This is a genomic window from Lentimicrobiaceae bacterium, from assembly GCA_020636745.1.
Taxonomy (GTDB): domain Bacteria; phylum Bacteroidota; class Bacteroidia; order Bacteroidales; family Lentimicrobiaceae; genus Lentimicrobium.
Map to the genome: position 1 here is coordinate 202,121 of JACJXH010000005.1, position 25,391 is coordinate 227,511.

Below are 25,391 nucleotides of genomic sequence, written 5' to 3' on the forward strand. Positions count from 1 at the left end.
AGAAACGATTTTCATGATTCAATTTTTCGCACTATGAAAATGCTCAAACACAAGGGAGAGTATAAAAAGCAGCCGGAACCATTATGTCAACCATGTAGAAGATTCCGGCCGGGGATTTGGGTAAACTGCTTTCATTAATTGCATGAAGCTGTAATTTCAACTGCCTGCTGTTTACCCCATACAGGATGTAAACTTGATTTAGGTTTAAAACCATCCCAGGTGGCAACAAGCTCCTTTGCCTGATCGCAAAACGCTTTTGGATCTTGTCCAAAAAACCGGGCTGTTCCAATATCATTCTGAAGTTTTATTAATCTTGCCCTGGGGTTTGAAGGGTCGATACCCATAGCTGTACCGGCAGCCTGTGAAGCCAGCATACCGAACTTTTGTCCTCGTTCCATCGGGTTAACCATCAACCTGCCTGAATAAAACATAGCCTGCAAAGCATAAACATCAGCTTCCTTATTGGTAATTTCAAGCATTTTGTTTATTGAAATTTCTGCCGCATCAAGCAAAGCATCTTTTTTGTTCATATCAGAAGGCTCCATAAAGCTCATAATGATATAACAGTGTGCATGATAATACAGAGGAAGCCATTCGTCAGGCGTTGATTTTGCTATCATACTAAACTTGTTGCCAAGAGCCTGGAAATCATCCATTGATTTGCACGTAGCATACTGAGAAAGGCTCTCTCCCATTGCCTGATAGTATTGTTCTTTTTGCGACATAGCAGCAAATGAAATAAATAACATAGCAAGGGTAATGTGAATTGTTTTCATGTTTGTAGTTTTTAGGTTTATAGGGGTTGTTGTTTCCTTTTCGTTGAAGCACCTTTCTTTAACATTTCTCAATGTTCACAGGGCTGTTTTACAATATCTTACTGAATTTTATCCAATTGATTCTGGTCTCCTTTTTTGGTAAAAGTGATAAAACATGCGAGCACAAAGAACCTTCCCGAACCAGGAGTAATAGCAGTACTCTGATAAATGCCTGACTCATCGGGTTGACTGGAGAATCGCCTCCCGAACTCCTGCTTAAACCCGGGCAAATTGGTTACCGCTCCATAGATGATGATATGAGGTTTAAACAAAAAGCTCCAGCTTACATCCAAAGTGTGATATGCCATGGTTTGCATGCTATTAAAATTATTGCTGTTAGGATCATTATAAACCCTTGGCGAAGAGTATCGGTAGTTGACACCTGCAAGCGAACGCAATTTTCCGAACCAGTGCTTATACACTACGGCCAGATTGTGAGTACTTGCAAAATTCGGGATAGCTGTTTCGGGATAATTCCGGTAGTTGCGTCTGGTATCAAGATATGAATAAGATATCCAATAGTCGCCGTGCTTGATGGTCTTTTTGTCGCGCCAGTAAAGGTCAAGTCCACGTGCAAACCCATTACCGTTATTATTATAAGATTCAGGAAGATAAAACTCATCGGTCAGCTGCTTAACGAGATTTTGATAATCTTTATAATAAATCTCTGCTCTAAGCGTACGGCCTTTTTCAGAAGACTGATAACTTAAAATATAATGATTAGCTCTTTCGTATCCGAGCCAACGGGTATAAAACAGATAATCGTCGGAGGGATTTTGGTAAAACCACCCATAAGCAGCAGAAAACTGGCTGTTTTCGTTCAGTTTCCATGCTGCTGTAATCCGGGGAGCCATGTTGAATTTCCGGAGATAATCAGAATACTCAACCCGCCCTCCGATACGGGCCACAAAACGACCTGATGTATACATTTCAGCCTCGGTAAATGCGGCGATTACATTATTGTTAACACGGTTACTAAATGAATCAACAGGTGTTTGCCAGATTTGCTCCGACAAATGACTAAACCATTCAGCACCAGCCCTGACAGTTACTTTATTGGTCATCTCGCGCGAAACAACCTGCTTAAGATGAAATCCGTTCAATTCTTTGTCCCAATGTTTGCCATCAAATGCCACTTTGTCAAAATCGCTGGTAAAAGAAGCTGCGCTTGAAAGTGTTGTTTTTTCGCCCAAATTTGCTTTCCAGGATGCATTCACAAAAAAATTGCGGTTATTTAGTGCATAATCAATCATTTTGTTTTGGTCCAAATCGAGCTGAGCCAGAATAAAGCTGCCATTATCAAAGCTGCTGTATATTTTAAGCATTCCTGTTTTACCGGTTTTCCGTCGGATACTTACAGCTCCGTTGCATGATTCAGGTGCTTTTTGCCATTGATAGTTCTGAGGTACCAGTTGCATGTAAGGTGCCAGATTGGTATAACCCAAAGAAGCTGTTAATGCACTGCTTCCTTTCATTTTAGTAACGGCCATTTCGGCACCAATTGATAAAATGGAGAGGTCAAGCTGATTCTGAGAGGGCATATCATTGGTATTTAGCAACAATACACTCGAAAGTGCCTGGCCATATTCAGCTGAATAACCGCCTGTACTGAAAATAGTACCTTTAAACATAAACGGATTAAAACGACCGCGGGTGGCGGTATTGGGCGCTGATGAGTTATAGGGCGTGTGTACCAATGCCCCATCAATATATGTTTGCGACTCATCGCTATCGCCTCCTTTAACAAAAAGCCGGCCCGATTCACCATTGGTAGTGGTTCCCGGAAGGGTTTGAAGCGCGCCAAAAACATCGCCTGCAGCCCCTGCTGTTGTAATCATATCAAGAGAACTCAGGTGGTTGGCTTGCTTCTTATCTCCAGCCTCAAATGTACCGGCTGTTATGGTTACCGCATCCAACCGGTTAAACTTTTCCTTTAGCTCAACATCCAGGTGAATATTGCTTCCTGTAAGCTCCAATTCTTTCGAAAAAGGTTCAAAACCCATAAACTCAACCATCAGCACATAAGAGCCTTTCTTTTGAGTTTTAAAACTGAACTTGCCATCAACATTACTCGATGTACCATCGTAAGTCCCCTTCAGATAAACATTGGCACCGGGTAAACTTCCGTCTTTCGGAGCTCTTACAGTTCCACTTATGGTCGTTTGAGCCGATAATCCTACGCTGAATAAGAATAAAAAGAAGGCGATACAGTTCTTCATGGCTTTTGCTTTGATGAAGCAAAGATGCTTCGGGCTTTAGCCGAAAAAAAACAAAAGCTACCGTATTGTCGGAAAATGCGGATGAATTGTAGAGTAAACCGGAAGAGTATTTTTAAAAACGGAGAACACTTTAGCGGCAGTAATCATCTCCGCTTCGCTTTAAAAGTGACAAAGAAGGGTTTCGTCTATTTTTTCCCAAACGCAGTAATAGATGAAACTGAATCCTTCAACACACCTGTTAAAACCTTATTCAATTGATTTAATGACCCTTAACCACTAAATCCTTCACTTATATTTTTACCCTTTTAAACTTAACTTTATCCTCTGGTTTCATTTTTTCACATGCATATTGAAAAATCAATCTTGGTGAAACATCCTTCCATTTCATTAAAAAATCTTCAGTTAAAGCATGATTAAGCTTCCATGCCTCCCTCAAAAACCAGCCCATACCCTGATGAACCTCACGTTCGGTGTCAACCATTAAAGGCTCAAGTCTGTTGAATAAAGGGCTGTAATCCTCGTTCTGCCTGAGTAGTTTGATAAATGTAACCGGAACACACCTGCGCTGAAATTTATAAACCGAGGCAACCCAGTTGTCCATTCTTTCAGGAGAAAGCACCCCGGTTTTTATCAGTTCAGGAAGTAAAAACATTCCGAGATAATCAGCGTGAGCCCAATTGGAAATACCAATACTGAAAAGGCTTTCGAGTCTTTCTATATCTTTATCTTGAAACTGATTCAGCAACATGCTCATCATGCTAAAAACAAAAGAAGTTTCTTCATATCTCCCGCTTTGCATCAATAAAGGGGCTGATTCAAAAACCAAATCAAGGGTTAAATCACCTGACTTTTTCAGTTCAGCCATTTTTGTGTCCATATGCTCCTTTGTTAATCCCCAGCCATTGTACCCGCCTTTAAAATAGCGCGAATACTTTTTTACGATTTCATCGTTGGCATTGGCCACACAATAAGCGGCCAAATCATTGTAAAGAGAATCAGCTGTCATATAAAAAATGATAAAAATGATTAACAATCAGACGAGTTGAAAAAAGCTTTCAAGAATTACTTAAAAACAGATGTTGACACATGATGCCTGATTTTTCGGAATCCTAATCGCCACAGAAAAACAATAAATACAAGAAAAACAATGATCAGAATCCAGGCTCTGTCATTTAAAGCTGCAGCAGAGCCAGCATACCAAAAAATCAGGAAATCATAAATTCCATGTGCAAAAATGGCATATAACAGGCTTTTTGCAAGATTCAAAAATGTGCTTGTAAAGCTAAACCGAGCGATAGAAAAGTAGTAACCCATGATAACGCCAAACAAGGCATGAGCAGGCACTGCTAATATTCCCCGCATAATACCTACCCCTGCCCCATGCTGAAAAACGTAGAAAATATTCTCGAGACAAGCAAAACCAAGTGAAACAAAAACGGCATAAACAATACCATCGTAGTTCTCATTAAAATTGCGGTTCTTCCATACTATCCAGTAAAGGAACATGAACTTGAACAGCTCTTCAGGAATAGCAGCCCATGCAAATGCCTTGATAATCGCATTGTTTAATATGCCATCGGGCACAGGGAACAAACCATCAAGCGGTGTTAAAACAACAAGGGTTACTATGGCCGAAAGTATGCCACCCATAAAAGTTTTAATAAGCAACCCCAATGGCTCCTTCTCATATTTATCGCGATAATAAACATAACCCAAAATAATAACAACCGGAAGCGTTGAAATGGCAATGAGCAACATAAAGGTTTGAATTAAATATTTAATTGGAAAAACAACAAATTTCCGAGTCCGGATTATTAAATTGATTGCAGAAAACTCTCATTACCCTGACATAACCAAAGGAGCAAAATATTGACAAGACTGATATTCAATCGATAACAAATCAGACAAAACCAACAGAAATCAACACTATAAAGGCAGAGTAAAACTAAAAACAGCCCCTTTCCCTACCTCGCTTTCAACCTGAATATGACCTCCCAGCTTTTCAACAAACTCACCACACAGAATAAGACCGAGCCCTGTGCCGCTTTTCACATGGCTATTGTGAGGTTGAAATGATTCTTCCTTATTAAACAAGTATTTAATGTGTTCCGGTTCAATACCTTTGCCATTATCGGCCACTGAGATAAAATAGCCATCAGGCTGTTTCTGGCATGAAACAACCACTTCACCTCCCGGTTTATTAAACTTCACTGCATTCCCAACCAAATTACCCAAAATTATACGAAGCAAAGTTTTATCGGTATTAATCTGCAATTCAGCATCTGTTTTATTTATCAACTTTAAGTCGTTAACCATTGCCCCTGCTTTGGCAGTATTGAGCACCTCATTGGTTAAATCGGATAGCGTGAATACCTGCGGATTGATATCAATAGCACCCCGTTGCGATTTAGACCAGTAGAGGAGATTATCAAGCAACTGAAAAGTTACAGTTGAGGCCTGGTAAATACTTTCAGCATAAAACTTTAGAGTGGCCTGGTCGGCGGTTTCTATCTCTTCATTCAACAACTCCGACAGATTAAGAACTGATGAAAACGGATTCCGGATATCATGCCCGATAATAGAAAAGAGTTTATCCTTTGTTGCATTTGAATCACGCAGTAATTCCGATTGTTTCAACACTTCTTCATTCCGGCTTTTAAGTTCTTTATTGGCTTGTTTCAATTTCTTACGACCACTTAAAACCACAATCGCCAGAACAGAAATCATGAGCAAAATTGACACTATCCCAGCTGTTACAATGCGCTGATTTCTAATGACTTCAAATTGATATTGATTTTCCGACATAAGTCTTGCATTTTCAGACTCTATGGTCTTAACCTCATATCTTGTCTGGATTTCCTCAAGCAGCTCATTTTGTTCATTCTTTTGAATACTGTCTTCAAGAATTACAAATGCCTCCAGATGTTTCAGTGCTTCAGTATTTGATGAAACCCCTTTGAATATCTTATACAAGTTTAAGTGAATATCGTAAAGAGACTTTATATCCTTCAACGAATCTCCAATTGCAAACGCCCGGTTAGCCAGTGTAATGGCTTCAGGTATTTGTTTCAATTCGCGCTTCTGTATCGACATGCCATTTATTGCCAAAGCCTGTTTCCATGGATTGTTTATTTTCTGATAAATGCTATTTGCTTCCTCAAAAGTGGTAAATGCATCCTTATAGTTTTTTTGCTTTTCGTAAATGAGTGCAATCTGCATCAAATTGTTGGCCATGTATTCGAGAAATCCTGCCTTCTTGTTTATTGCATAAGCCTTATTATACTCTCTTACAGCCTCATTCAGCCTTCCTGTGTTTTGATAAATCAGGCCCAACCCATGCAGCGAGGCCGCCTCGTACTGATAAATACCATCAGCCTTTGCAGCTTCAATACTCACTTTAAACATCTTTTCAGCATCATTAAACTTTTTCATTTCTTCGTAAATGCTGGCGAGATTATTGGCTGTACGGGCAATGCCAAAGTTATCTTTCCTTCGGATTTCAATTTCATACACTTCATGATACAAGTACAAAGCGGCATCGCTGTTGCCCAGCTGTTTATATATTAAGCCAAGATTATTCAGATTACCAGCAATTTCAGAAGAGTCGTTCAACTGCCGGAATATTTGCAATGCCCGATTTTGAAAATCAAGTGCTGTCCTGAACTTTCGTGTATCTCTGTTGATAATTCCCAGCAGATTAAGAATCTTCCCTTGTTGATACAGATCATTCGTTTTTTGAATGTATTCAAGAGCTTTTTCAGCAAAAAGAGCTGCATCAGCACTTTTGCCCTGAACAATTTTTATTGCTGCCAGGTTACGGTTGGCAAGTGCAAGACCTTTAGCATACTGAATTTTTTGAGCCAGTTGCAAAGCTTGTTGTGTATGAAGCATAGCTGTGTCGGGCATCGAAAACTTAAGTTCCCAGCCAAGTTCATTCAAAATATCTGCACGTTTCTGTCCTTCAGATTTGGCTAATACTCTTTTTAAACTATCAATAACCGATAAATCAAAGGCATATACCTGGGTGGTAAAACAAATTGAGAATATGAAAAAGTATAGAACTTTACGCATAAATCAATAATAATTAGTCTTATATCTCTAATATTCAGCTTACAAAATAATGTTCTAATGCTGGCTTATACAACTTATTTTAAAAATTGCAGTCTCAAAGCACCCAATAATCTGAATATTATAGTTGACCTTACAAATATAGCAAAATCATTCTCCAAAGCAAGTATTATAAATACTTAATACAGTGACTAAACCATTGAATCGCAGATCAGATAACAAATTTCGCCATTTTTTTGCAGATTCATTCCAAATTAACAATTTTCTTTTAAACAACAGCCAATCAATTGGTTTTGAGATTATATTTGCAATAGTTTCAAATGCTATGAAAGGGATAAAATCTTATTCAAACCTTTACCACTGCTTTGGGCGTGGGCTTTATGAATGCTGGCTTTGCTAGTTATTCTCCCTTTCTGAAACTGCAGCCAACTGCAGCCAGCTTTCATCTATTTCCTAACTCTTCTGATTTTTCACTATATTCTGTTCATATGGCCACATCCGGCTATGTATTCGACATCCGGCATTATTCAGTGCACGATGGTCCCGGAATCCGCACTTCAGTGTTTATGAAGGGCTGCCCGCTGCGTTGCGATTGGTGCCACAATCCTGAAAGCCAGCTGATGCTTCCCATTGAAGTTATTAAAGAAAAAAAAATCGGCGACAAACTTTTAAAACTGCCTGAAACCATAGGCAAGCTCATGTTACCAGCCGATGTTCAGGAAGAGATCCTTAAAAGCCGGCTATTTTTTGAAGAATCGAAAGGAGGTGTCACTTTTACCGGAGGAGAACCTTTGATGCAGCCTGATTTCCTCTCAGATTGTTTAAACCTTGCCCATCGCAGCAATATTCACATTGCTCTTGACACATGCGGATTTGCCCAACCTCAGACTTTTAACAGAATCATTGCACAAACAGACCTGGTATTGTTCGATTTGAAACATACCGACAGTTTGATGCACAAAAAATTCACCGGTGCTGCGCTAGAGCCAATACTGATAAACCTTCAATCCGAAGTACTGGCCCAAAAACCGCTTTTTGTAAGAATTCCCTTAATTCCGGGCTTTAATATGACCTTGGAAACCTACCACGAAATGGCAAAAGTGCTAAAAAGGCTAAAAAACCTCAAACAGGTTGATTTACTGCCATACCACCGCATTGCATCTCATAAATACACCCGACTGGGTATGCAAAATAAAATGGCTGAAATAAATGAACCAAAAGAAAAAGAAGTGAACGAAGCGGTCAGCTTCTTTATGCATGAAGGTTTTAAAACCACCGTTGGAGGATAAGCAAACCTTACACCTTCAGCCAATAGTAAATTATCACTACACATCTGAATCAAAAACTTTATTGGAATAATCAACATGAACCACAGAATCACACAATTACGCGAATCGAGCCTGAATGCAACCAACCGGATATCAGATGAACGGGCCCGGCTTATCACCAGTTTTTACAGCAAACCTGAAACCAAGGGACTTCCTGTTCCGGTACAGCGAGGCCAAGCCCTGCAATATCTGATGCAGCATAAAAAATTATACATTGGAACAAATGAGCTGATTGTTGGTGAACGAGGCCCGGAGCCCAAATCTGTGCCAACCTATCCCGAAGTCTGTGTGCATTCATTACAGGACCTGGATATCCTCAACTCCCGTCCGAAAGTATCGTATAAAGTAAACGAACCAACACGCCATGTCTATAAGGAAGAAATCATCCCTTTCTGGAGCGGAAACAGCATTCGTGACCGGATGTTTGGTGCACTGCCCGAGGCCTGGAAAGAGGCATACCATGCAGGCATATTCACCGAATTTATGGAACAACGCGCACCCGGACACACAGTTGCGGGCGAAAAAGTTTTTAAACACGGCTTACTTGATTTGATAGGTGATATCGACACATCGCTTGCCTCTCTTGATTTTCTTAATGACAAGGAAGCACTTTCAAAATCGGAAGAGCTGCAGGGAATGCGAATTGCGTGTGAAGCTGTAATACTGTTGGCTGAACGCTATGCCGGATTACTTGGAAAACTGGCAATTGAAGAAGAAAATCCGGTTCGCCGTGATGAACTGCTCGATATGGCCAACATATGTCGTAAAGTACCGGCAAATGCACCCGAAACTTTCCATGAAGCGCTTCAGCATTATTGGTTTATCCACCTGGGCGTAATCACCGAGCTAAACCCGTGGGATTCATTCAATCCCGGCAGGTTAGACCAGCACCTGTTGCCTTTTTACACAAAAGAGCTTGCTGCAGGGTCACTTACACGGGAAAAAGCTATTGAACTTCTGCAATCTTTCTGGATTAAATTTAACAACCATCCTGCACCCCCCAAAGTTGGCGTTACAGCTCAGGAAAGCAATACTTATACCGACTTCTGCCTGATTAACGTTGGCGGAGTAAAAGCTGACGGGTCTGATGCAGCGAATGAGCTTAGTTATTTAATCCTGGACGTGATAGAAGAAATGCGTTTGCTCCAGCCCAGTTCTATGGTACAACTGAGCAAAAAAAATCCCGATCATCTGATTCACAGGGCAGCCCAAATTGTAAAAACCGGGTTTGGCCAGCCTTCTATATTTAATACAGATGCTATCGTTCAGGAACTAATCCGGCAGGGAAAAACGCCTGAAGATGCCCGCAGAGGCGGCGCTTCAGGATGCGTAGAGGCAGGTGCTTTTGGCACAGAAGCTTATATCTTAACCGGTTATTTCAATTTACCAAAAATCTTAGAGTTAACGCTATACAATGGCCTCGATCCATTAACCGGCAAACAACTCGGCCCGCAAACCGGGAATCCCGCTGATTTTAATACCTATGAGGATTTTATGATGGCCTATCAGAAAATGCTTAAACACTTTATTGATATTAAAATTTCAGGCAGCAACATCATCGAATCCATCTGGGCAAAACATATGCCAGCACCTTTCCTTTCGGCCATTATTGACGATTGCATTACCAACGGCTGCGACTACAATGCCGGTGGAGCGCGTTACAACACCAACTACATACAAGGTGTTGGGCTCGGAACAATGACCGACTGCCTTTCCTCCATAAGGCACAACATCTTTGATAACAAGCGCTTTACTATGAAACAACTCATATGTATGCTTGAAAACAATTTTGAGAGCCACGAACAAGAGCTGGGCCAACTTTTATTTGACACCCCCAAATATGGCAATGACAATCAAGCTGCAGACCGGCACGTAGTAGAAGTTTTTGAAGCATTTTTCAATGTAGTTGATGGTCGAAAAAGCCCCAGAGGAGCAACCTACCGGGTTGAAATGCTTCCTACTACTTGTCATGTTTACTTTGGAAGCAAGATAAATGCGCTACCCGACGGACGCAAAGCAGGCAAGCCCGTTTCAGAAGGAATTTCACCAGTTCAGGGAGCTGACCGTAACGGACCCACAGCCGTTATAAAGTCTGCCGCCAAGTTTGACCAGATTAAAACCGGAGGGACATTGCTGAACCAGAAATTCTCCCCCTCTTTCTTCAAAGATGATGAAGCCATCATAAAAATCGGACAACTGGTAAGAACCTACTTCAGAATGGATGGTCACCATATACAATTTAATGTGGTGTCGGCTCATACTTTAAGAAAAGCACAATCCAATCCAGAACAATACAATAACCTGATTGTCAGAGTTGCCGGATATAGCGACTACTTCAATGATCTTACGCCTGAACTCCAGGAAGAGATTATATGCCGTACCGAACAGGAAAGTGAGTATTTTTGATAAATTCAGTGCTTAAAATCCAGTGTTTCATTCAATGCCAAAAGCCTGAAGCTATGATTACACTCAAAACAGTCATTTAAAATTCAACAACCTGAAAAACACAAATAACAGATGATGAAAAATTTCAAAATCCACGCTCTTCTTATCATCCTTTTATTGAGTCACACCTTTTCATCTTTCTCATGCACAATCATTGCAGTTGGCAAAAAGGCAAGTAAAGACGGTTCGGTTATTGTTTCGCATACCGACTGCGGCGATAATTCGAGATTTAAAGTCATGCCCGGACAAAAATATCAGAAAGGAGCGATGGCTCCTGTTTACTGGGGATTGCAGGATGTAAGGCAACCACTCGACAGCATGGGTAAAATAATAGGATATATTCCTCAGGTTGCACAAACCTATACTTATATCCGATCAGCCTATTCTCACATTAACGAATATCAGCTGGCCATTGGTGAAAGCACCTTGAGCCAGCGCGATGAGCTTAAAATTGTTAGAGAAGAAAGCAAACAGATAATGACCATTGAACAGGCTCAGATTTTTGCACTTGAGCGCTGCAAAACAGCCCGTGAAGCACTTGAGTTAATAACGCACCTGCTTGATACTTACGGATTTTTACCGTCCTGTGTTGACGAGTCTGAATGTTTGGCTATCGCCGATCCAAATGAGGTCTGGATTCTTGAAGTTTTTAGTGTTGGCCCCGGCTGGGAACCAGGCAGTAAAAAACCAGGCGCCATTTGGGCTGCTCAACGCCTGCCGGATGATCATGCAACATTGGTTGCTAACTGGAGCATAATAAAAGAAATTAACATCAAAGACAAAGCAAATTTCAGGGCATCAACCAACTACATGAGTGAAGCTATTGAGCGTGGCTGGTATAACCCCAACTCAGGCAAACCCTTTATCTGGCAGGATGCATATGCCCCGCTACCCCGCGAATGGGCAACTTCTCGCCTGTGGATGTTCTACAGCAAATACGCACCTGACATCAAAGACATGCCCGACAGAACACTCAAAACACCTTTTGATACACAAAATCCATATGTTCAGTATGTTGAACCCCTGAGTTTATATCCTTTCTCATGCAATCCGGTTGAAAAAATTGGCATACAGGATGTAATGGCTATGCAGCGGTATACCTTTGAAGGAACCATTTATGATATGTCAAAACACCCATCATATTTTATACCTGATGGAAAAGGTGGAATGAAATACAGCAACATGGCCACTCCTTTTCCAACCCGCAACATGCGCGAACTTCTGGGCATCACATGGCGCAGAAATGTGGCACGCGGCGGATACGGTATGATTGCCCAACTTCGCTCCTGGCTGCCCAATGAAATAGGCGGCGTTTACTGGGTTTATCTTGATAATCAAGCTGTAAGCCCTTATTTGCCGGTATATTGCGGCATTCAACAAATACCGCAATCATATGCCACCTACGACCCCGATCAATTTGATGATGCCAGTGCCAAATGGACCTTTGATGAAGTGGACAATTTGTTATATCTCAACTGGCAGGAAGGATTTAAACTGGTAAAAGCTGAGCAGCAAGCACTTGAAACTTCCTTTATGGATGAAATGAAAAAAGATGAACTCATCTTTAATGAATTGCTCAGCAAAAACCGCCAGGAAGCACTGCAATTTATCACCAGCAGAACTGCTGAAAAAGCGGCCCGCAACGTTGAATCGTATCGTAAACTGCGAAAAACACTGCTTACCAAATTCACCAACAACCGCCAGGGAATTAACTTCCAGTAAGGAGTGCCAGGCTAACCCCTTAAAAATACCAATCCCGGTAACCTGTAATTCGGTTATCGGGATTTCTTTCCTGTAGAACTTCCCGGCAAAAAAAGAGTGCAGAAAAGCTGTTTGAGTAAGAATAGAGAATAGCGTATATTTACAAAAACTATAAGCATGACCAATCCCGACTCAAAAATGCCCTATTCCATGTTTCTTTTATCGTCCATACTTGTTTTTACAGGCCTGGGTGGTTTATACGGAGGCTACTCACTTATTGATTCACCAGATGGCTCAAGCCTGAAAATGAGCACTGATATATTAGCCAACAGCCCCTTTAACAATTTTCTTATTCCCGGCATTATTCTGCTTTTATTTAACGGAATATTGCCATTGCTGATTGTATGGGGTTTATTTGCCAAACCCAACTGGCACTGGCCAGAAATGCTGAACCTTTACCATAAACAACACTGGTGTTGGACATTCTCACTTTATTACGGTTTTATACTTGTCATCTGGATAATCGTTCAAATAATTCTTTTGGGCTATTCATCTTTACTTCAACCTGTATTTGCATTAACCGGCGTATTAATTTCAATCCTTACGCTCTTGCCCAAAGTATTTCAATACTATAAAAAACATTTATAAACCATTGAATAAAACTAATACACGCAATAACCGGCCTTTGAATTTCAGATGCCGGGGGCAAGCGGTTTAGTTTAGTTTACAGCCATTTTCTATATCTTTGCACCTGTTTTTAAAATTCCAATTATGTCTGATTCATCCACTAAAAGTTTTAAACGTTATACTGTAACTTCCGCTCTTCCTTATGCCAATGGGCCAATACATATCGGTCATCTTGCCGGTGTTTACGTTCCGGCCGATATTTATGTTCGATATCTGAGGTCCAAAGGAGAGGATGTGATTTTTATCGGTGGTTCCGACGAACATGGCGTTCCTATTACGATTAAAGCCCGCAAAGAGGGGGTTACTCCTCAGCAGGTGGTTGATAAGTATCATGGAATTATCAAAAAGTCATTTGAAGATTTTGGGGTTTCATTTGACATTTACTCGCGTACATCAAATGCCACGCACCACAAAACAGCCTCCGAATTTTTCACCAATCTCCATGAAAAAGGGGAGTTTATTGAAAAATTTTCACAACAATATTACGACGAAGAACATCAGACTTTCCTGGCCGACAGATACATTACCGGCACATGCCCACATTGTGGCTTTGAAAAAGCTTATGGCGACCAATGTGAGAACTGCGGTACATCGCTGAATGCTACTGATCTTATCAATCCCAAATCGGCGCTTAGTGGAAGTATTCCGGTTATGCGCGACACCAAACACTGGTTTTTACCTCTCGATAAATACGAACCCTGGCTACGCGAATGGATTCTTGAAGGCCACAAAGACGACTGGAAGACCAATGTTTATGGTCAGTGCAAATCGTGGCTTGACCATGGATTGCAGCCACGCGCTGTAACCCGCGATCTCGACTGGGGCGTAAAAGTTCCTTTGCCTGAAGCCGAAGGAAAAGTACTTTACGTTTGGTTTGACGCCCCCATCGGTTACATCTCAGCCACCCGCGAATGGGCTGAACAAACAGGAAAAGCATGGGAGCCTTACTGGAAATCTGCCGACTCCAAACTTGTTCATTTTATTGGAAAAGACAACATTGTATTCCACTGTATTGTATTTCCAGGAATGCTTAAAGCAGAAGGCTCATACATCCTTCCCGAAAATGTTCCGGCCAATGAATTCTTAAATCTCGAAAACGATAAAATATCCACATCACGCAACTGGGCTGTATGGTTACATGAATACCTCGAAGAATTCCCCGGCAAGCAGGATGTGCTCCGTTATGTACTTACAGCCAATGCCCCGGAAACCAAAGACAACGATTTTACGTGGCGCGACTTTCAGGCTCGTAACAACAGTGAACTACTGGCTATTTTCGGGAATTTCGTTAACCGCACACTGGTGCTGACCCAAAAATATTTTGACGGAAAAGTCCCTGCAATGGGCTCTGCTGATGATTACGACCAGCAAGTGCTCGCTGAAATGAAAGACTTTCCTGCAAAAATCGGCCAAAGTATTCAGCTTTACCGCTTTCGCGAAGCCTTAAACGAACTGATGAACCTGGCCCGCCTTGGCAACAAATACCTGACCGACACCGAACCCTGGAAAGTTTTTAAAACCAATCCTGAGCGTGTTCAGACTAACCTGAACATTTCGCTTCAGATTTGTGCAAATTTGGCCATTCTTTGTGAACCATTTCTCCCATTTACCGCTTCCAGGCTTAACAATATGCTGAATCTTGAAGCCTCAAAATGGGATAAGGCCGGAAGTGCTGAACTTCTTCATGAAGGCCACCATCTGAATCAGCCCGAACTTCTGTTTGAAAAAATTGAAGACCAGGCCATTGAACAGCAGGTTCAAAAATTGCTCAACACTAAAAAGGCCAACGAAGCGGCAAATATTGTTGCCAATCCAGCCAAACCAATTGTTGAATTTGACGATTTCGGAAAAATAGATCTTCGGATTGGAACCATTATTGAAGCATCGAAAGTTGCTAAAACAAAAAAATTACTTAAACTTACCATTGACACAGGCATTGATAAACGCACTGTAGTTTCAGGCATTGCCGAATACTATGAACCCGAGAATATTATCGGACAAAAAGTTACCATACTGGTCAATCTGGCTCCTCGTAATCTTAAAGGAATTGAATCGCAAGGAATGATTCTCATGGCAGAAGACCATGACGGTAAGCTTTGCTTTGTTTCGCCAACTGCAGAAATCAATAATGGCAGCGAAGTCAGGTAAAAAAAACGGGGAATTCGCGGTAATTTAATCCGCACAGAGTTCAACCCAATCTTCTTATAATCAAAAACAATGCAGGCATCAATAACGATGCCTGCATTGTTAAAAACAGAACGTTTATCAAACCTGAAAACAGATGAGATAAACGTTCGAGATATCAATTGGAATTAAGAATTCGCAACTGACACAGTAATACTTTACAATTTTTCTGAAAGACCTTTTCCGGGCTTAAATTTTGCAACAGTTTTTGCACTTATTGTCAGCATTTCACCGGTTTTAGGATTGCGGCCAGTTCTGGCTTCTCTGGTTACAGCTGAAAATGAGCCGAAACCTAAAATTTCAACTTTCTGACCTGCTTTTAATGTATCAGCAATGGTGTCGTGATAGCAATCAATGGCTTTTTTAGCTTGTTCTTTTGTTAAACCAGCACCTGCGGCTACAATACCAATTAAATCTGTTTTGTTCATAATTTAAGAATAAAGTTTGTTAATAAATTAATTATGAATTGAGTCAATATGCAATCAAACTTCCTAATTACAGATTATAGGTTGCCTTGCTACACTCTTTTCATTTACAGGAAATCTATGAAGCTGGCAATACTAATTAAATGTTTGGCTAATGTATGAAGAATTGTAATAAAATTTCAAGTATTTACAAGGCTTTGCAAATATTTTTTATCATTTTTTCTTCAATTTTAGTCCCAGGTGAAGAAAGAAACTAAAAAAGGACAATTTATTCAGGGAACCTCCTCAGAAAAACAGAAAAACAGGAAGATGTATTTACATACAGATACATGGAAGCGATATCCCGAATTTTTACATCAGGCAACAGACATCAGCTAACAATCCAAAATCAATTTCCTATCTTTGCAGCATGGCAAACAACGAAGAACTATTTAAAAAAATAATTTCCCATGCCAAAGAGTATGGGTTTGTATTTCAGAGCAGTGAAATATACGATGGCCTTAGCGCTGTATACGATTATGGTCAAAATGGTGTTGAACTCAAAAACAACATCAAAGAATACTGGTGGAAAGCAATGGTACGTTACCACGAAAACATTGTGGGCATCGATTCTGCCATTTTCATGCATCCAACCATATGGAAGGCTTCTGGCCACGTTGATGCATTCAGCGACCCGATGATCGACAACAAGGACTCAAAAAAGCGCTATCGTGCCGATGTGCTTGTTGAAGAATTTATCGCTAAAACCGAAGAGAAGATCAATAAGGAGGTTGAAAAAGCGGCCAAACGTTTTGGCGATGCTTTTGATGAAAATCAATATCGCGCTACCAACCCCAGAGTAATGGAGTATCAATCAAAGATTGATACAGCCAAAACCCGTCTTTACAGCGGACTGGAAAAAAACGATTTTGACGGCATCAAAAAGCTGATTGAAGAACTTGAGATTGTTTGTCCGGTTTCCGGCTCGCGCAACTGGACAGAAGTTAGACAGTTTAATCTGATGTTTTCAACACAGATGGGATCAGTGAGTGACGAAGCCAACACCATTTACCTCCGACCTGAAACCGCCCAGGGAATTTTTGTCAATTTCCTGAATGTGATGAAAACCGGTAGAATGAAAATACCATTTGGAATTGCTCAAATCGGGAAGGCCTTTCGCAACGAAATTGTGGCAAGGCAGTTCATTTTCCGTATGCGTGAGTTTGAACAGATGGAAATGCAATTTTTTGTAAAACCCGGCACTGAACTCGAGTGGTTTGAATTTTGGAAAAAAGAACGCCAGACCTGGCACCTTTCACTTGGCATTCCTGCCGAAAATTACAGATTTCACGATCATGAGAAACTGGCTCATTACGCCAATGCTGCCAGCGATATTGAATTTAACTTCCCTATTGGATTTAAAGAGCTGGAGGGCATTCACTCACGCACCGACTTCGATTTAAGTGCACATCAGAAGTTCTCAGGGAAAAAAATTACCTATTTTGACCCTGAACTTAACGAAAGTTATGTTCCATATGTAGTTGAAACTTCAATTGGGCTGGATCGCACATTTCTGGCATTAATGAGTTACGCGTTTACTGAAGAAAAGCTTGACGATGGCTCAGAACGCATTGTTATGAAATTCCCGCCAGTACTTGCCCCTGTAAAAGCAGCAGTATTACCACTTACAGCAAAAGATGGCCTTCCGGAAAAAGCCCGCATGATTATGGACTCACTCAAATATGAGTTCAACTGCCAATATGAAGAAAAAGACTCCATCGGAAAACGCTATCGCCGTCAGGACGCCATTGGCACCCCGTATTGCATTACAGTTGACCATCAGACACTTGAAGACGGAACTGTGACCATACGCGAACGTGACACCATGAAGCAGGACCGGATTCATGTAACAGAAATCAGCCATATTATCCGCGAACGTCTCAAACCCATTGCCCGGTAAATATTTAGTTTATAAAAAAACAGGCAGGATTTGTATCCTGCCTGTTTTTTTATATCTGAGGTAAACCTATTTGTTATTATATGCATTCATTGTATTGGTTGCGCCTCCGGCTACAAAGCTTTTAACCATTTCAACTGCAACAGGTATTTTTTCCATAAATATTTTTTCTTCCTCACGAGAAAAGCGGCCTAACACATAATCTACCTGAAATCCACGGGCAAAATTACTTCCTATCCCCACCCTGAGTCTTGGAAAATCATTGCGTCCCATCATCTCAATAATATGATTAAGCCCATTATGACTGCCTCCGCTACCTTTCGTTTTCATGCGAAGTACGCCTGTGTCTAAATCCAGATCATCCACAATAACGAGAGAATTTTCAATGCTTATATTTTCCTGTGTTAGCCAATACCGATAAGCCTTACCGCTCAGGTTCATATAAGTGGTTGGCTTGATTATAATCAATGTTTTCCCGCGATATTTTGCTTCGGCGCGTGCAGCCAATCTGTCGGTTGTAAATTTTACACCAAGGTCTGAAGCCAGTGCATCGCCAATAATAAAGCCAATATTATGTCTCGTATTGGCATACTCTTCGCCAATATTGCCAAGACAAACGATTAGATATTTCACATTACCAAGATTAAATCAAACAGAAATCTCTTCTATTTCAACTATTTGCATCATAAAAAAACCGGAAGGCAGCCCGATGCAGCCTTCCGGTTAAATTATATTCACGCTAATTACTTACCAGGAGCAGGCTGTTCAACATTACGGGTTGAAATAACAGTAACGACAACCGAACTCGGGATATCGAGGAACTGAACATTTTCAACTTTAAGGTCAGAAACCCTGATAGACTGATTAATTTCCAATTTGCCAATATTAATCTCGATTTCATCCGGAAGATTAGAAATCAATGCTTTAACTTTCAATTTGCGAAATTTCTTAATCAATTTACCTCCAATAAGAACACCAGGAGAAACGCCTGTAATTTTAATAGGCACAGCAATAGTTACTGGTTTCTCAGGCTGCAGTTCAAGAAAATCTGCATGCAGAATACTATCGCTTACCGGGTGAGACTGAACATCCTGAAGGATAGTCAGATACTCTTTTCCATCAATATTAATATTGATAAGGTGAGAAAACGGGGTATTCAAAATCGGTTTAAAGCTGGTTTCTTCAGCTGAAAAATGAATTTGTTCTTTACCACCATAAATTACACAGGGAACCCTTTCAGCTTTGCGCTGGGCTTTTGCGTCTTTTTTCCCTACGTTCCCGCGGAGGGAACCGCTCAATGAGACTACTTTCATTTGTTTAAAGATTAGATGAATATATAAAACCCTTTGTGGGAATTATTCAAATTTAAAGAGAGTTGAGATAGATTCGTAGTTATGCACTTTACCAATTACATCAGCCAAAAGAGAAGCTGTGCTCAGCACTTTAATCTTGGTACTTTCTACCCGAAGGGGAATTGTATCGGCAACAATAACTTCAGTAAAAGGTGATTTTTCAATACGTTCAACCGCATTGGCCGACAAAAGAGGATGGGTACAGAAAGCCCGAACACTGGCGGCTCCATTTTCCATCATAACTTCAGCAGCCTTGCAGATAGTGCCGGCTGTATCAATAATATCATCCACCAAAACAACATCCTTACCTCTTACATCACCAATTAAAGCCATAGTATCTACATGATTGGCTTTTGATCGTTGTTTGTAACAAATAACGAAACTGGTATTTAAAATTTTAGCATAAGCAGCTGCTCTTCTGGTACCGCCAGTGTCAGGCGATGCCATTGTAAGATTGGGGAGATTCAGCTGTTTGAGGTAAGGAACAAAAATAGATGATGAATACAAATGGTCAACAGGAACATCAAAGAATCCCTGAATCTGATCGGCATGTAAATCAATGGTAATAATGCGCTGAACACCAGCAGCTGTCAGCAGATTAGCAACAAGCTTGGCTGCAATTGAAACCCTGGGCTTATCCTTTCTGTCCTGACGAGCAAAACCGAAATAAGGAATCACGGCGATAATATGTCTGGCAGAAGCTCTTTTAGCTGCATCAATCATCAGCAAAAGTTCAAAGAGATTATCGGAGGGAGCAAAGGTTGATTGAACAATAAAAATATCATTACCACGCACATTTTCCTCAAAAGAAGGCTGAAATTCACCATCTGAAAAATCAGTGATTATAACATCACCCAGCTTTTTACCATAGCTGGCAGCTATTTTTTCTGCCAGATAACGGGTGGCTCTTCCCGAAAAAATGTTAACCACTGTGGCCATTTCTTATTGTGTATTAAGGAGTTATATATTTGACTTTGAGGATTGCAAAGGTACAGCTTTTTTTTCAGCTTTACGCAATGAAACCTGTATTTTCAAAAATTAGGGGCAAAATACTTGATTTTTAGGCAATTTTGCATTACTTTTGCACCCCCTTAAAACAGGCTGATTTTCGAAACCTTCTGATTACTATAATATTAAGGCCTTGGAAATCGTTCATTAATTTCGGTGCAAACTTACAATAGTTTATTGTTATTACAGCAAAAACTATGATGTTTTTTGCGCATTGTTACTATAAACAATTTAATACACTACGGAATGAAACTCTCTCAATTTCGTTATCACCTGCCCAACGACCTTGTTGCAATGCAGCCGTTAGACAATCGTGACGAGTCAAGGCTAATGGTTCTTAATCGTAAAACCAAAACGATTGAGCACAAAATGTTCACCGATATTCTGGACTATTTTGGAGATGGCGATGTTTTCGTTATCAACGACACCAAGGTTTTTCCAGCTTTACTTACCGGTGAAAAAGAAAAAACCGGAGCTAAAATCACTGTTTTCCTTCTGCGTGAGCTAAACTCTGAAGCCCGTTTATGGGATGTTTTAGTCGACCCGGCGCGCAAAATCAGAATTGGAAACAAACTTTATTTTGGTGATGACGATTCCCTGGTAGCAGAAGTTATCGACAATACTACCTCACGTGGCCGTACCCTTCGCTTTTTATTTGACGGGCCTTACGATGAGTTCAAAAAAACCATCGAGAGCCTCGGTAAAACGCCTTTGCCTGAAGAATTACAGGCGCTGCGCGAGATCATGCCGGAAGACAAAGACTGGTATCAAACCATTTATGCTTCAAAAGAAGGCGCTGTTGCTGCTCCAACAGCAGGTTTACATTTCAGCCGCGAACTAATGAAACGCCTCGAACTCAAAGGTGCTTCATTTGCTTCAGTCACTTTACACGCAGGTGTTGGAAATTTCAGAGCGATTGACGTGGAAGATTTAACCAAACACAAAATGGATTCTGAAGAGCTCATTATTGACGATACAGCAGTAAGTATTGTAAATAAAGCAAAGGAACACCGCAAGCAGGTTTGCGTTGTGGGCACTACCACTATGAAAGCCGTTGAAACATCAGTTTCTATTGCCGGAACACTCAAACCTTATCAGGGATGGTCAAATAAGTTTATCTTCCCTCCTTACGATTTTAGTATCGCCAGCAGCATGATTACCAATTTTCATTTGCCCCTCTCTCCTATGCTCATGATGACTGCCGCTTTTGCCGACTTTGACTTTTTGATGAAAGCCTACAAAGAAGCCATTAATGAAAAATACAGATTTTTCACTTACGGAGATGCTATGCTGATTCTCTAATCATACTTCAAAATATCAAAACAGGGCCATTGCAATGCAGTGGCCCTGTTTTTTGAGGTAACCTGCCCAATTCTTATTGCTTTAAAATTTCGCTTCATTGCTTATTATCTTGCGCTCTAAATTGCATAAAAACTCTTTTTAATGTAGGTTTGCTAAAAATCTGAGTCAAGTGGTCCGTTACGCAATTATTGTGGCAGGGGGAAGTGGCCTGCGACTGGGCACTGAGATTCCCAAGCAGTTTATTCCGGTTGCCGGGAAACCTCTGTTAATGCATACAATTAACGCTTTTTCGGGTTTTAATCCCGAGATAAAAATAATTCTTGTTTTACCCGGCAACTATATAACTTATTGGGAACAATTGTGTTCGCAATACAATTTTACCGCAAATTACTGGGTGGCCCAAGGGGGAATTACCAGAAGCGATTCGGTAAAAAACGGAATTGAGCTTATTTCCGACCAGGAAGCCCTGGTCGCCATTCATGATGGTGCACGCCCTTTTGTTGACCGGCAAACTATCAGTAAAGGATTTGAGCTTGCCCAAAAAAATGGCGCTGCTATTCCTTCAAGAGAATTAACAGACTCTGCAAGAATAATTATAAACGACCGGAATGAACCAATTGACCGAACGAAAATAAAAACAGTGCAGACCCCGCAGTGTTTTCGTCTTTCAATTCTCAGAAATGCATACAAGCAAGCGAATAATAGCTCATTTACCGACGATGCAAGCCTGGTGAATAATTGCGGACATCAGGTTCACTTGTACGCAGGCAATCCTGAAAACATTAAAATCACAACACCACTTGACCTTCTGATAGCTGAAGCAATACTCAGGAATAAAACCCAATCTGACATCTGACACAATTACAACTGAACAAATGAACTCAAAAAACAATCAGGATGCCATAACCGAAGGATGGGTTTCGGTTGGCGGCAACATTATGTTGTTTATACTTAAGTTCTGGGCGGGGATAGCAACCGGCTCAATTGCCATCATTGCTGACGCCTGGCATACACTTTCCGATTCGCTAACTTCAATTGTTGTAGTGATTGCGGCCAAGGTTTCGGCTAAACCGGCTGATAAGGAGCACCCATTCGGACATGGCAGAGCTGAATTAATTGCGGCAATGATCATTGGCATGTTATTAAGCGTGGTTGCCTTCAATTTTATTCTTGAGGGTGTCAAACGCTTGCAAACCAAAGAATTGGTAAGTTATAGCATTTTTGCTATAGTGGCCACTGTTATTTCGGTTATAGCCAAAGAAGGAATGGCTCAATACGCATTTCATATTGCACGTAAAACCGGCTCAAAATCAGTAAGGGCCGACGGATGGCATCATCGATCAGATGCCATATCTTCTCTGGTTATTCTTGCCGGAATCTTTTTGGGAAAACAAATCTGGTGGGTTGACGGAGTATTGGGAATTATCGTCGCATTGCTCATTTTTTATGCGGCTTATGACATCCTTAAAGATGCCATAAACATTATGATGGGAGAAACCCCTGAAAACAGCCTGATTAGGCAGATAGAGTCCATCTGTAAAAATGAAAGCCTGCTTGAGCTTGCTCCGCATCATTTCCACATTCATCGCTACGGAGACCACACCGAAATGACTTTTCACATCAGACTTCCCGATGGACTTAGCATTTTTGACGCCCATGAAATAGCGACAAGAATAGAAAAACATATCAAAGAAGATACTGGAATTATCAGCACCATTCACATGGAACCTGAAGGCATAAAACACTATTAAAACCTAAACAGGCCTTACTTTCCTTCCTTTCCAGCTTACATTCATCAGATTTCCTGCAATGGCAGCCAAAACAGTATAAATAACAACCAAAGGCTCGATTACAGGAATAAAGATTACGAATTTTTCACGCTTTGCAAAACGGCTGAAAGACCAGAGTAAAGGCAAATCAGCCAATACTTTTATCGCAAAAAGCCATATCGCCAAATTCAATAAAACCGGAACAAAAAAAGCGCCCACCGTAGCTGCAACAATGCTGAAGTTGATGAGAAAAACAGAAATTGCAGTGACTATAAGAAAAGTATCCCGATAGGCACTGCTTTTTGAAACCCATCGCATCCGCTGATTCATATAATCCCGCAGGGTAGCAGAAGCGTTTGTTTCACAAATGGCTTCTCTGTTTTTAAGAAAGGTTATACGCTGCGCTCCAAATTGCTGTTTCATAGCAAGCATTAAAAACACATCATCGCCCGAAGCGGTTGCACTTTTCATGGCATCATCATTTAATTGCCTGAGCGCAACAGAAGAAAATCCGAGATTTGCGCCATTGCACATAATCGGTACACCGGCACCAATAGCGCCGGCTCCTGAAGCTATCAGAGACAAAAACTCCAATTCCTGAAAAACGCCCCACAAATTACCATCAGATTTAAGCAGAACAGGCCCTGATATAAAAACAGGATTTTGCTGTTCGAAACATTGAGACATCGCTTTTATCCATCCTGCCGGATGAGAGCAATCGGCATCAGTATTAAGAATCAGCGAACCAGTTGCCAGCTTATATGCCTGTCGAAGTGCAGCTTTTTTCCCGAAATTACCCTCTAACCTTATTAGTTTAAGATTAAATTCAGGATGGTTTTGGGCAAATTCCAAAACAAGTTGGGCAGTAGCATCTTCAGAAAAGTCATCAACCACTATAACCTCAAATAATGAAAGAGGATAATCCTGCAGCAGAACCCCTTGAAGACAGGAAACAATATTTTGTTCCTCATTACGGGCAGGCACCACCACACTCACCTTTGTGCATGGTTCAATATTCTCATTCTGCCTTAAAGCCAGGCCAATCCATCCTGCAAAAAACTTTGCCAGCAGAAATACATATGCAGCAGCAATCAACATTAAAAACGCTGACAATATTATAAATTCACTTGACATCAGAAGTTGATTTTCTTATAAATGTAAGCCTGTTGATAAAAAGCAGCCCCAGCAAGGCAGGTAAAGCCAAATTCACTATCCATATGGTTGTGGTTGCAGAAAGAATAGCCATTGCAACCTGCTCTCCCTGTTTAAAATACATTCCGATAAAGTAAATCGCCACAGAACCTCTAATACCTAAATCAACCAGGGCTACTGTCGGAATCGCAGTTGCAACAAAATAAGTCATTGAAATCAGCATAAAAGCATGCAAAAATGGGATAGATAGATCAAAAGCCCTTAACATAAGATAAAACTGGGTACTAAAAATCAGATACCTGAACATGCTTAACAGCAACACTTTTAGTAAAACCTTTCGCTCAACCGATTGAAGAACCGCAATATATTCATGTATTTTATTCCAACCAGGCTTCACCATTGAATGTATGCTGGCCGAAAGGACAGGAGATCTTAAAAACAACATAATCATAAACACTGCCCCAATGATAACAAACAGCACAACACCAAAGTATAAATAACGGGCCCACAACTGATTAGTATCAAAATACAGCGGTAAAAAAGCTATCAGGGAAAACGATCCAAACAGCAAGGTAACGATCAACTGGCTCAGACTTCCGGCGATAGTGAGCAAAACGCCTTTCAATGGATCTGCCAGCTTTAATGTAAAAACCCTTCCGAAAAACTCGCCCACCCTGTTTGGAGTAAACAGGCTGGTTGAAATTCCTGTCATTACAGAACGAAATGCACTAAAAAAACTAATTTTCTCTACATAGCTGATAAGCAGCTTCCACTTTACAGTTTCAACGCCCCAATTTAAAGGCATCATTATCAGAACCATCAAAACAATCAGCACAAATCTGCTATTGCCTGCCCTTTCTAAAAATAGCAATCTGAAATGCTCAAAGTCACCTGTTACCACAACCTGCCTGTAAATAAACCAAAAGGCAAGCAGCGCTATCACAATCCTGAATCCGATATTGAGGGATTTCTTTACCTTTGCTGAAAGCACCATGTTAGA

Annotated in this window: 20 protein-coding genes; 9 read left to right on the plus strand and 11 right to left on the minus strand. The window is 40.8% G+C overall.

Annotated elements, in window-relative coordinates:
• Positions 1 to 134: 134 nt before the first annotated feature.
• The 5 genes from H6541_09720 to H6541_09740 form a co-directional block, all read right to left on the minus strand.
• Positions 135 to 776: a hypothetical protein gene (locus H6541_09720; GenBank protein MCB9016060.1), complete on the minus strand. Its 642-nt coding sequence runs from the start codon at positions 774 to 776 to the stop codon at positions 135 to 137.
• Positions 777 to 874: 98 nt separating this feature from the next.
• Positions 875 to 3,034, minus strand: coding sequence for a TonB-dependent receptor (locus H6541_09725; GenBank protein ID MCB9016061.1), 2,160 nt, complete (start codon positions 3,032 to 3,034; stop codon positions 875 to 877).
• A 289-nt stretch (positions 3,035 to 3,323) separates the two neighbouring features.
• Positions 3,324 to 4,040 carry a DNA alkylation repair protein gene (locus H6541_09730; protein MCB9016062.1) on the minus strand — a complete coding sequence of 239 codons (717 nt, stop codon included), beginning with the start codon at positions 4,038 to 4,040 and terminating at the stop codon, positions 3,324 to 3,326.
• A gap of 56 nt (positions 4,041 to 4,096) precedes the next feature.
• Positions 4,097 to 4,792 (minus strand): PrsW family intramembrane metalloprotease, encoded by a 696-nt coding sequence (locus H6541_09735; protein ID MCB9016063.1) that lies wholly within the window; start codon positions 4,790 to 4,792, stop codon positions 4,097 to 4,099.
• 168 nt (positions 4,793 to 4,960) lie between these two features.
• Positions 4,961 to 7,105 (minus strand): tetratricopeptide repeat-containing sensor histidine kinase, encoded by a 2,145-nt coding sequence (locus H6541_09740; protein ID MCB9016064.1) that lies wholly within the window; start codon positions 7,103 to 7,105, stop codon positions 4,961 to 4,963.
• Between the two features lie 485 nt (positions 7,106 to 7,590).
• Between H6541_09740 and H6541_09745 the strand changes: the two genes are divergently transcribed.
• From H6541_09745 to metG, 5 genes are all read left to right on the plus strand, one after another.
• Positions 7,591 to 8,391 carry a glycyl-radical enzyme activating protein gene (locus H6541_09745; GenBank protein ID MCB9016065.1) on the plus strand — a complete coding sequence of 267 codons (801 nt, stop codon included), beginning with the start codon at positions 7,591 to 7,593 and terminating at the stop codon, positions 8,389 to 8,391.
• A 75-nt stretch (positions 8,392 to 8,466) separates the two neighbouring features.
• Positions 8,467 to 10,836: a glycyl radical protein gene (locus tag H6541_09750; protein ID MCB9016066.1), complete on the plus strand. Its 2,370-nt coding sequence runs from the start codon at positions 8,467 to 8,469 to the stop codon at positions 10,834 to 10,836.
• Positions 10,837 to 10,950: 114 nt separating this feature from the next.
• Complete coding sequence (locus tag H6541_09755; protein ID MCB9016067.1) at positions 10,951 to 12,597, plus strand: C69 family dipeptidase; 1,647 nt, start codon at positions 10,951 to 10,953, stop codon at positions 12,595 to 12,597.
• A gap of 156 nt (positions 12,598 to 12,753) precedes the next feature.
• Positions 12,754 to 13,224: a hypothetical protein gene (locus H6541_09760; protein MCB9016068.1), complete on the plus strand. Its 471-nt coding sequence runs from the start codon at positions 12,754 to 12,756 to the stop codon at positions 13,222 to 13,224.
• A gap of 123 nt (positions 13,225 to 13,347) precedes the next feature.
• The gene (gene metG / locus H6541_09765; protein MCB9016069.1) at positions 13,348 to 15,411 is read left to right on the plus strand and encodes a methionine--tRNA ligase; all 2,064 of its coding nucleotides are present in this window, start codon (positions 13,348 to 13,350) and stop codon (positions 15,409 to 15,411) included.
• A 194-nt stretch (positions 15,412 to 15,605) separates the two neighbouring features.
• Here the strand turns inward: metG and H6541_09770 are convergent, their stop codons facing one another.
• Positions 15,606 to 15,875, minus strand: a complete 270-nt coding sequence (locus H6541_09770) for an HU family DNA-binding protein (GenBank protein MCB9016070.1) — start codon at positions 15,873 to 15,875, stop codon at positions 15,606 to 15,608.
• Positions 15,876 to 16,281: 406 nt separating this feature from the next.
• Here H6541_09770 and H6541_09775 point away from each other — a divergent pair, with 406 nt between their 5' ends.
• Positions 16,282 to 17,811: a glycine--tRNA ligase gene (locus tag H6541_09775; protein ID MCB9016071.1), complete on the plus strand. Its 1,530-nt coding sequence runs from the start codon at positions 16,282 to 16,284 to the stop codon at positions 17,809 to 17,811.
• 66 nt (positions 17,812 to 17,877) lie between these two features.
• On the opposite strand, the gene H6541_09780 is transcribed toward H6541_09775, so the two are convergent.
• The 3 genes from H6541_09780 to H6541_09790 all read right to left on the minus strand — a co-directional run bounded on the left by H6541_09780 (position 17,878) and on the right by H6541_09790 (position 20,099).
• Positions 17,878 to 18,441, minus strand: a complete 564-nt coding sequence (locus H6541_09780) for an aminoacyl-tRNA hydrolase (GenBank protein ID MCB9016072.1) — start codon at positions 18,439 to 18,441, stop codon at positions 17,878 to 17,880.
• 110 nt (positions 18,442 to 18,551) lie between these two features.
• On the minus strand, positions 18,552 to 19,121 hold the full coding sequence (locus H6541_09785; protein ID MCB9016073.1) for a 50S ribosomal protein L25: 570 nt from the start codon (positions 19,119 to 19,121) through the stop codon (positions 18,552 to 18,554).
• A 42-nt stretch (positions 19,122 to 19,163) separates the two neighbouring features.
• The gene (locus H6541_09790) at positions 19,164 to 20,099 is read right to left on the minus strand and encodes a ribose-phosphate pyrophosphokinase (protein MCB9016074.1); all 936 of its coding nucleotides are present in this window, start codon (positions 20,097 to 20,099) and stop codon (positions 19,164 to 19,166) included.
• A 315-nt stretch (positions 20,100 to 20,414) separates the two neighbouring features.
• Here H6541_09790 and queA point away from each other — a divergent pair, with 315 nt between their 5' ends.
• From queA to H6541_09805, 3 genes are all read left to right on the plus strand, one after another.
• Positions 20,415 to 21,470, plus strand: a complete 1,056-nt coding sequence (queA, locus tag H6541_09795; GenBank protein ID MCB9016075.1) for a tRNA preQ1(34) S-adenosylmethionine ribosyltransferase-isomerase QueA — start codon at positions 20,415 to 20,417, stop codon at positions 21,468 to 21,470.
• A gap of 169 nt (positions 21,471 to 21,639) precedes the next feature.
• Entirely contained in the window at positions 21,640 to 22,326 is a 687-nt protein-coding gene (locus H6541_09800) for a 2-C-methyl-D-erythritol 4-phosphate cytidylyltransferase (GenBank protein ID MCB9016076.1), read from the plus strand.
• 19 nt (positions 22,327 to 22,345) lie between these two features.
• Complete coding sequence (locus H6541_09805; protein MCB9016077.1) at positions 22,346 to 23,221, plus strand: cation transporter; 876 nt, start codon at positions 22,346 to 22,348, stop codon at positions 23,219 to 23,221.
• A 3-nt stretch (positions 23,222 to 23,224) separates the two neighbouring features.
• Here H6541_09805 and H6541_09810 read toward each other — a convergent pair whose 3' ends face one another.
• Positions 23,225 to 24,373, minus strand: a complete 1,149-nt coding sequence (locus tag H6541_09810; GenBank protein MCB9016078.1) for a glycosyltransferase — start codon at positions 24,371 to 24,373, stop codon at positions 23,225 to 23,227.
• Entirely contained in the window at positions 24,363 to 25,385 is a 1,023-nt protein-coding gene (locus H6541_09815) for a flippase-like domain-containing protein (protein ID MCB9016079.1), read from the minus strand. The genes H6541_09810 and H6541_09815 overlap by 11 nt, the downstream gene beginning before the upstream one ends.
• Positions 25,386 to 25,391: the final 6 nt, after the last annotated feature.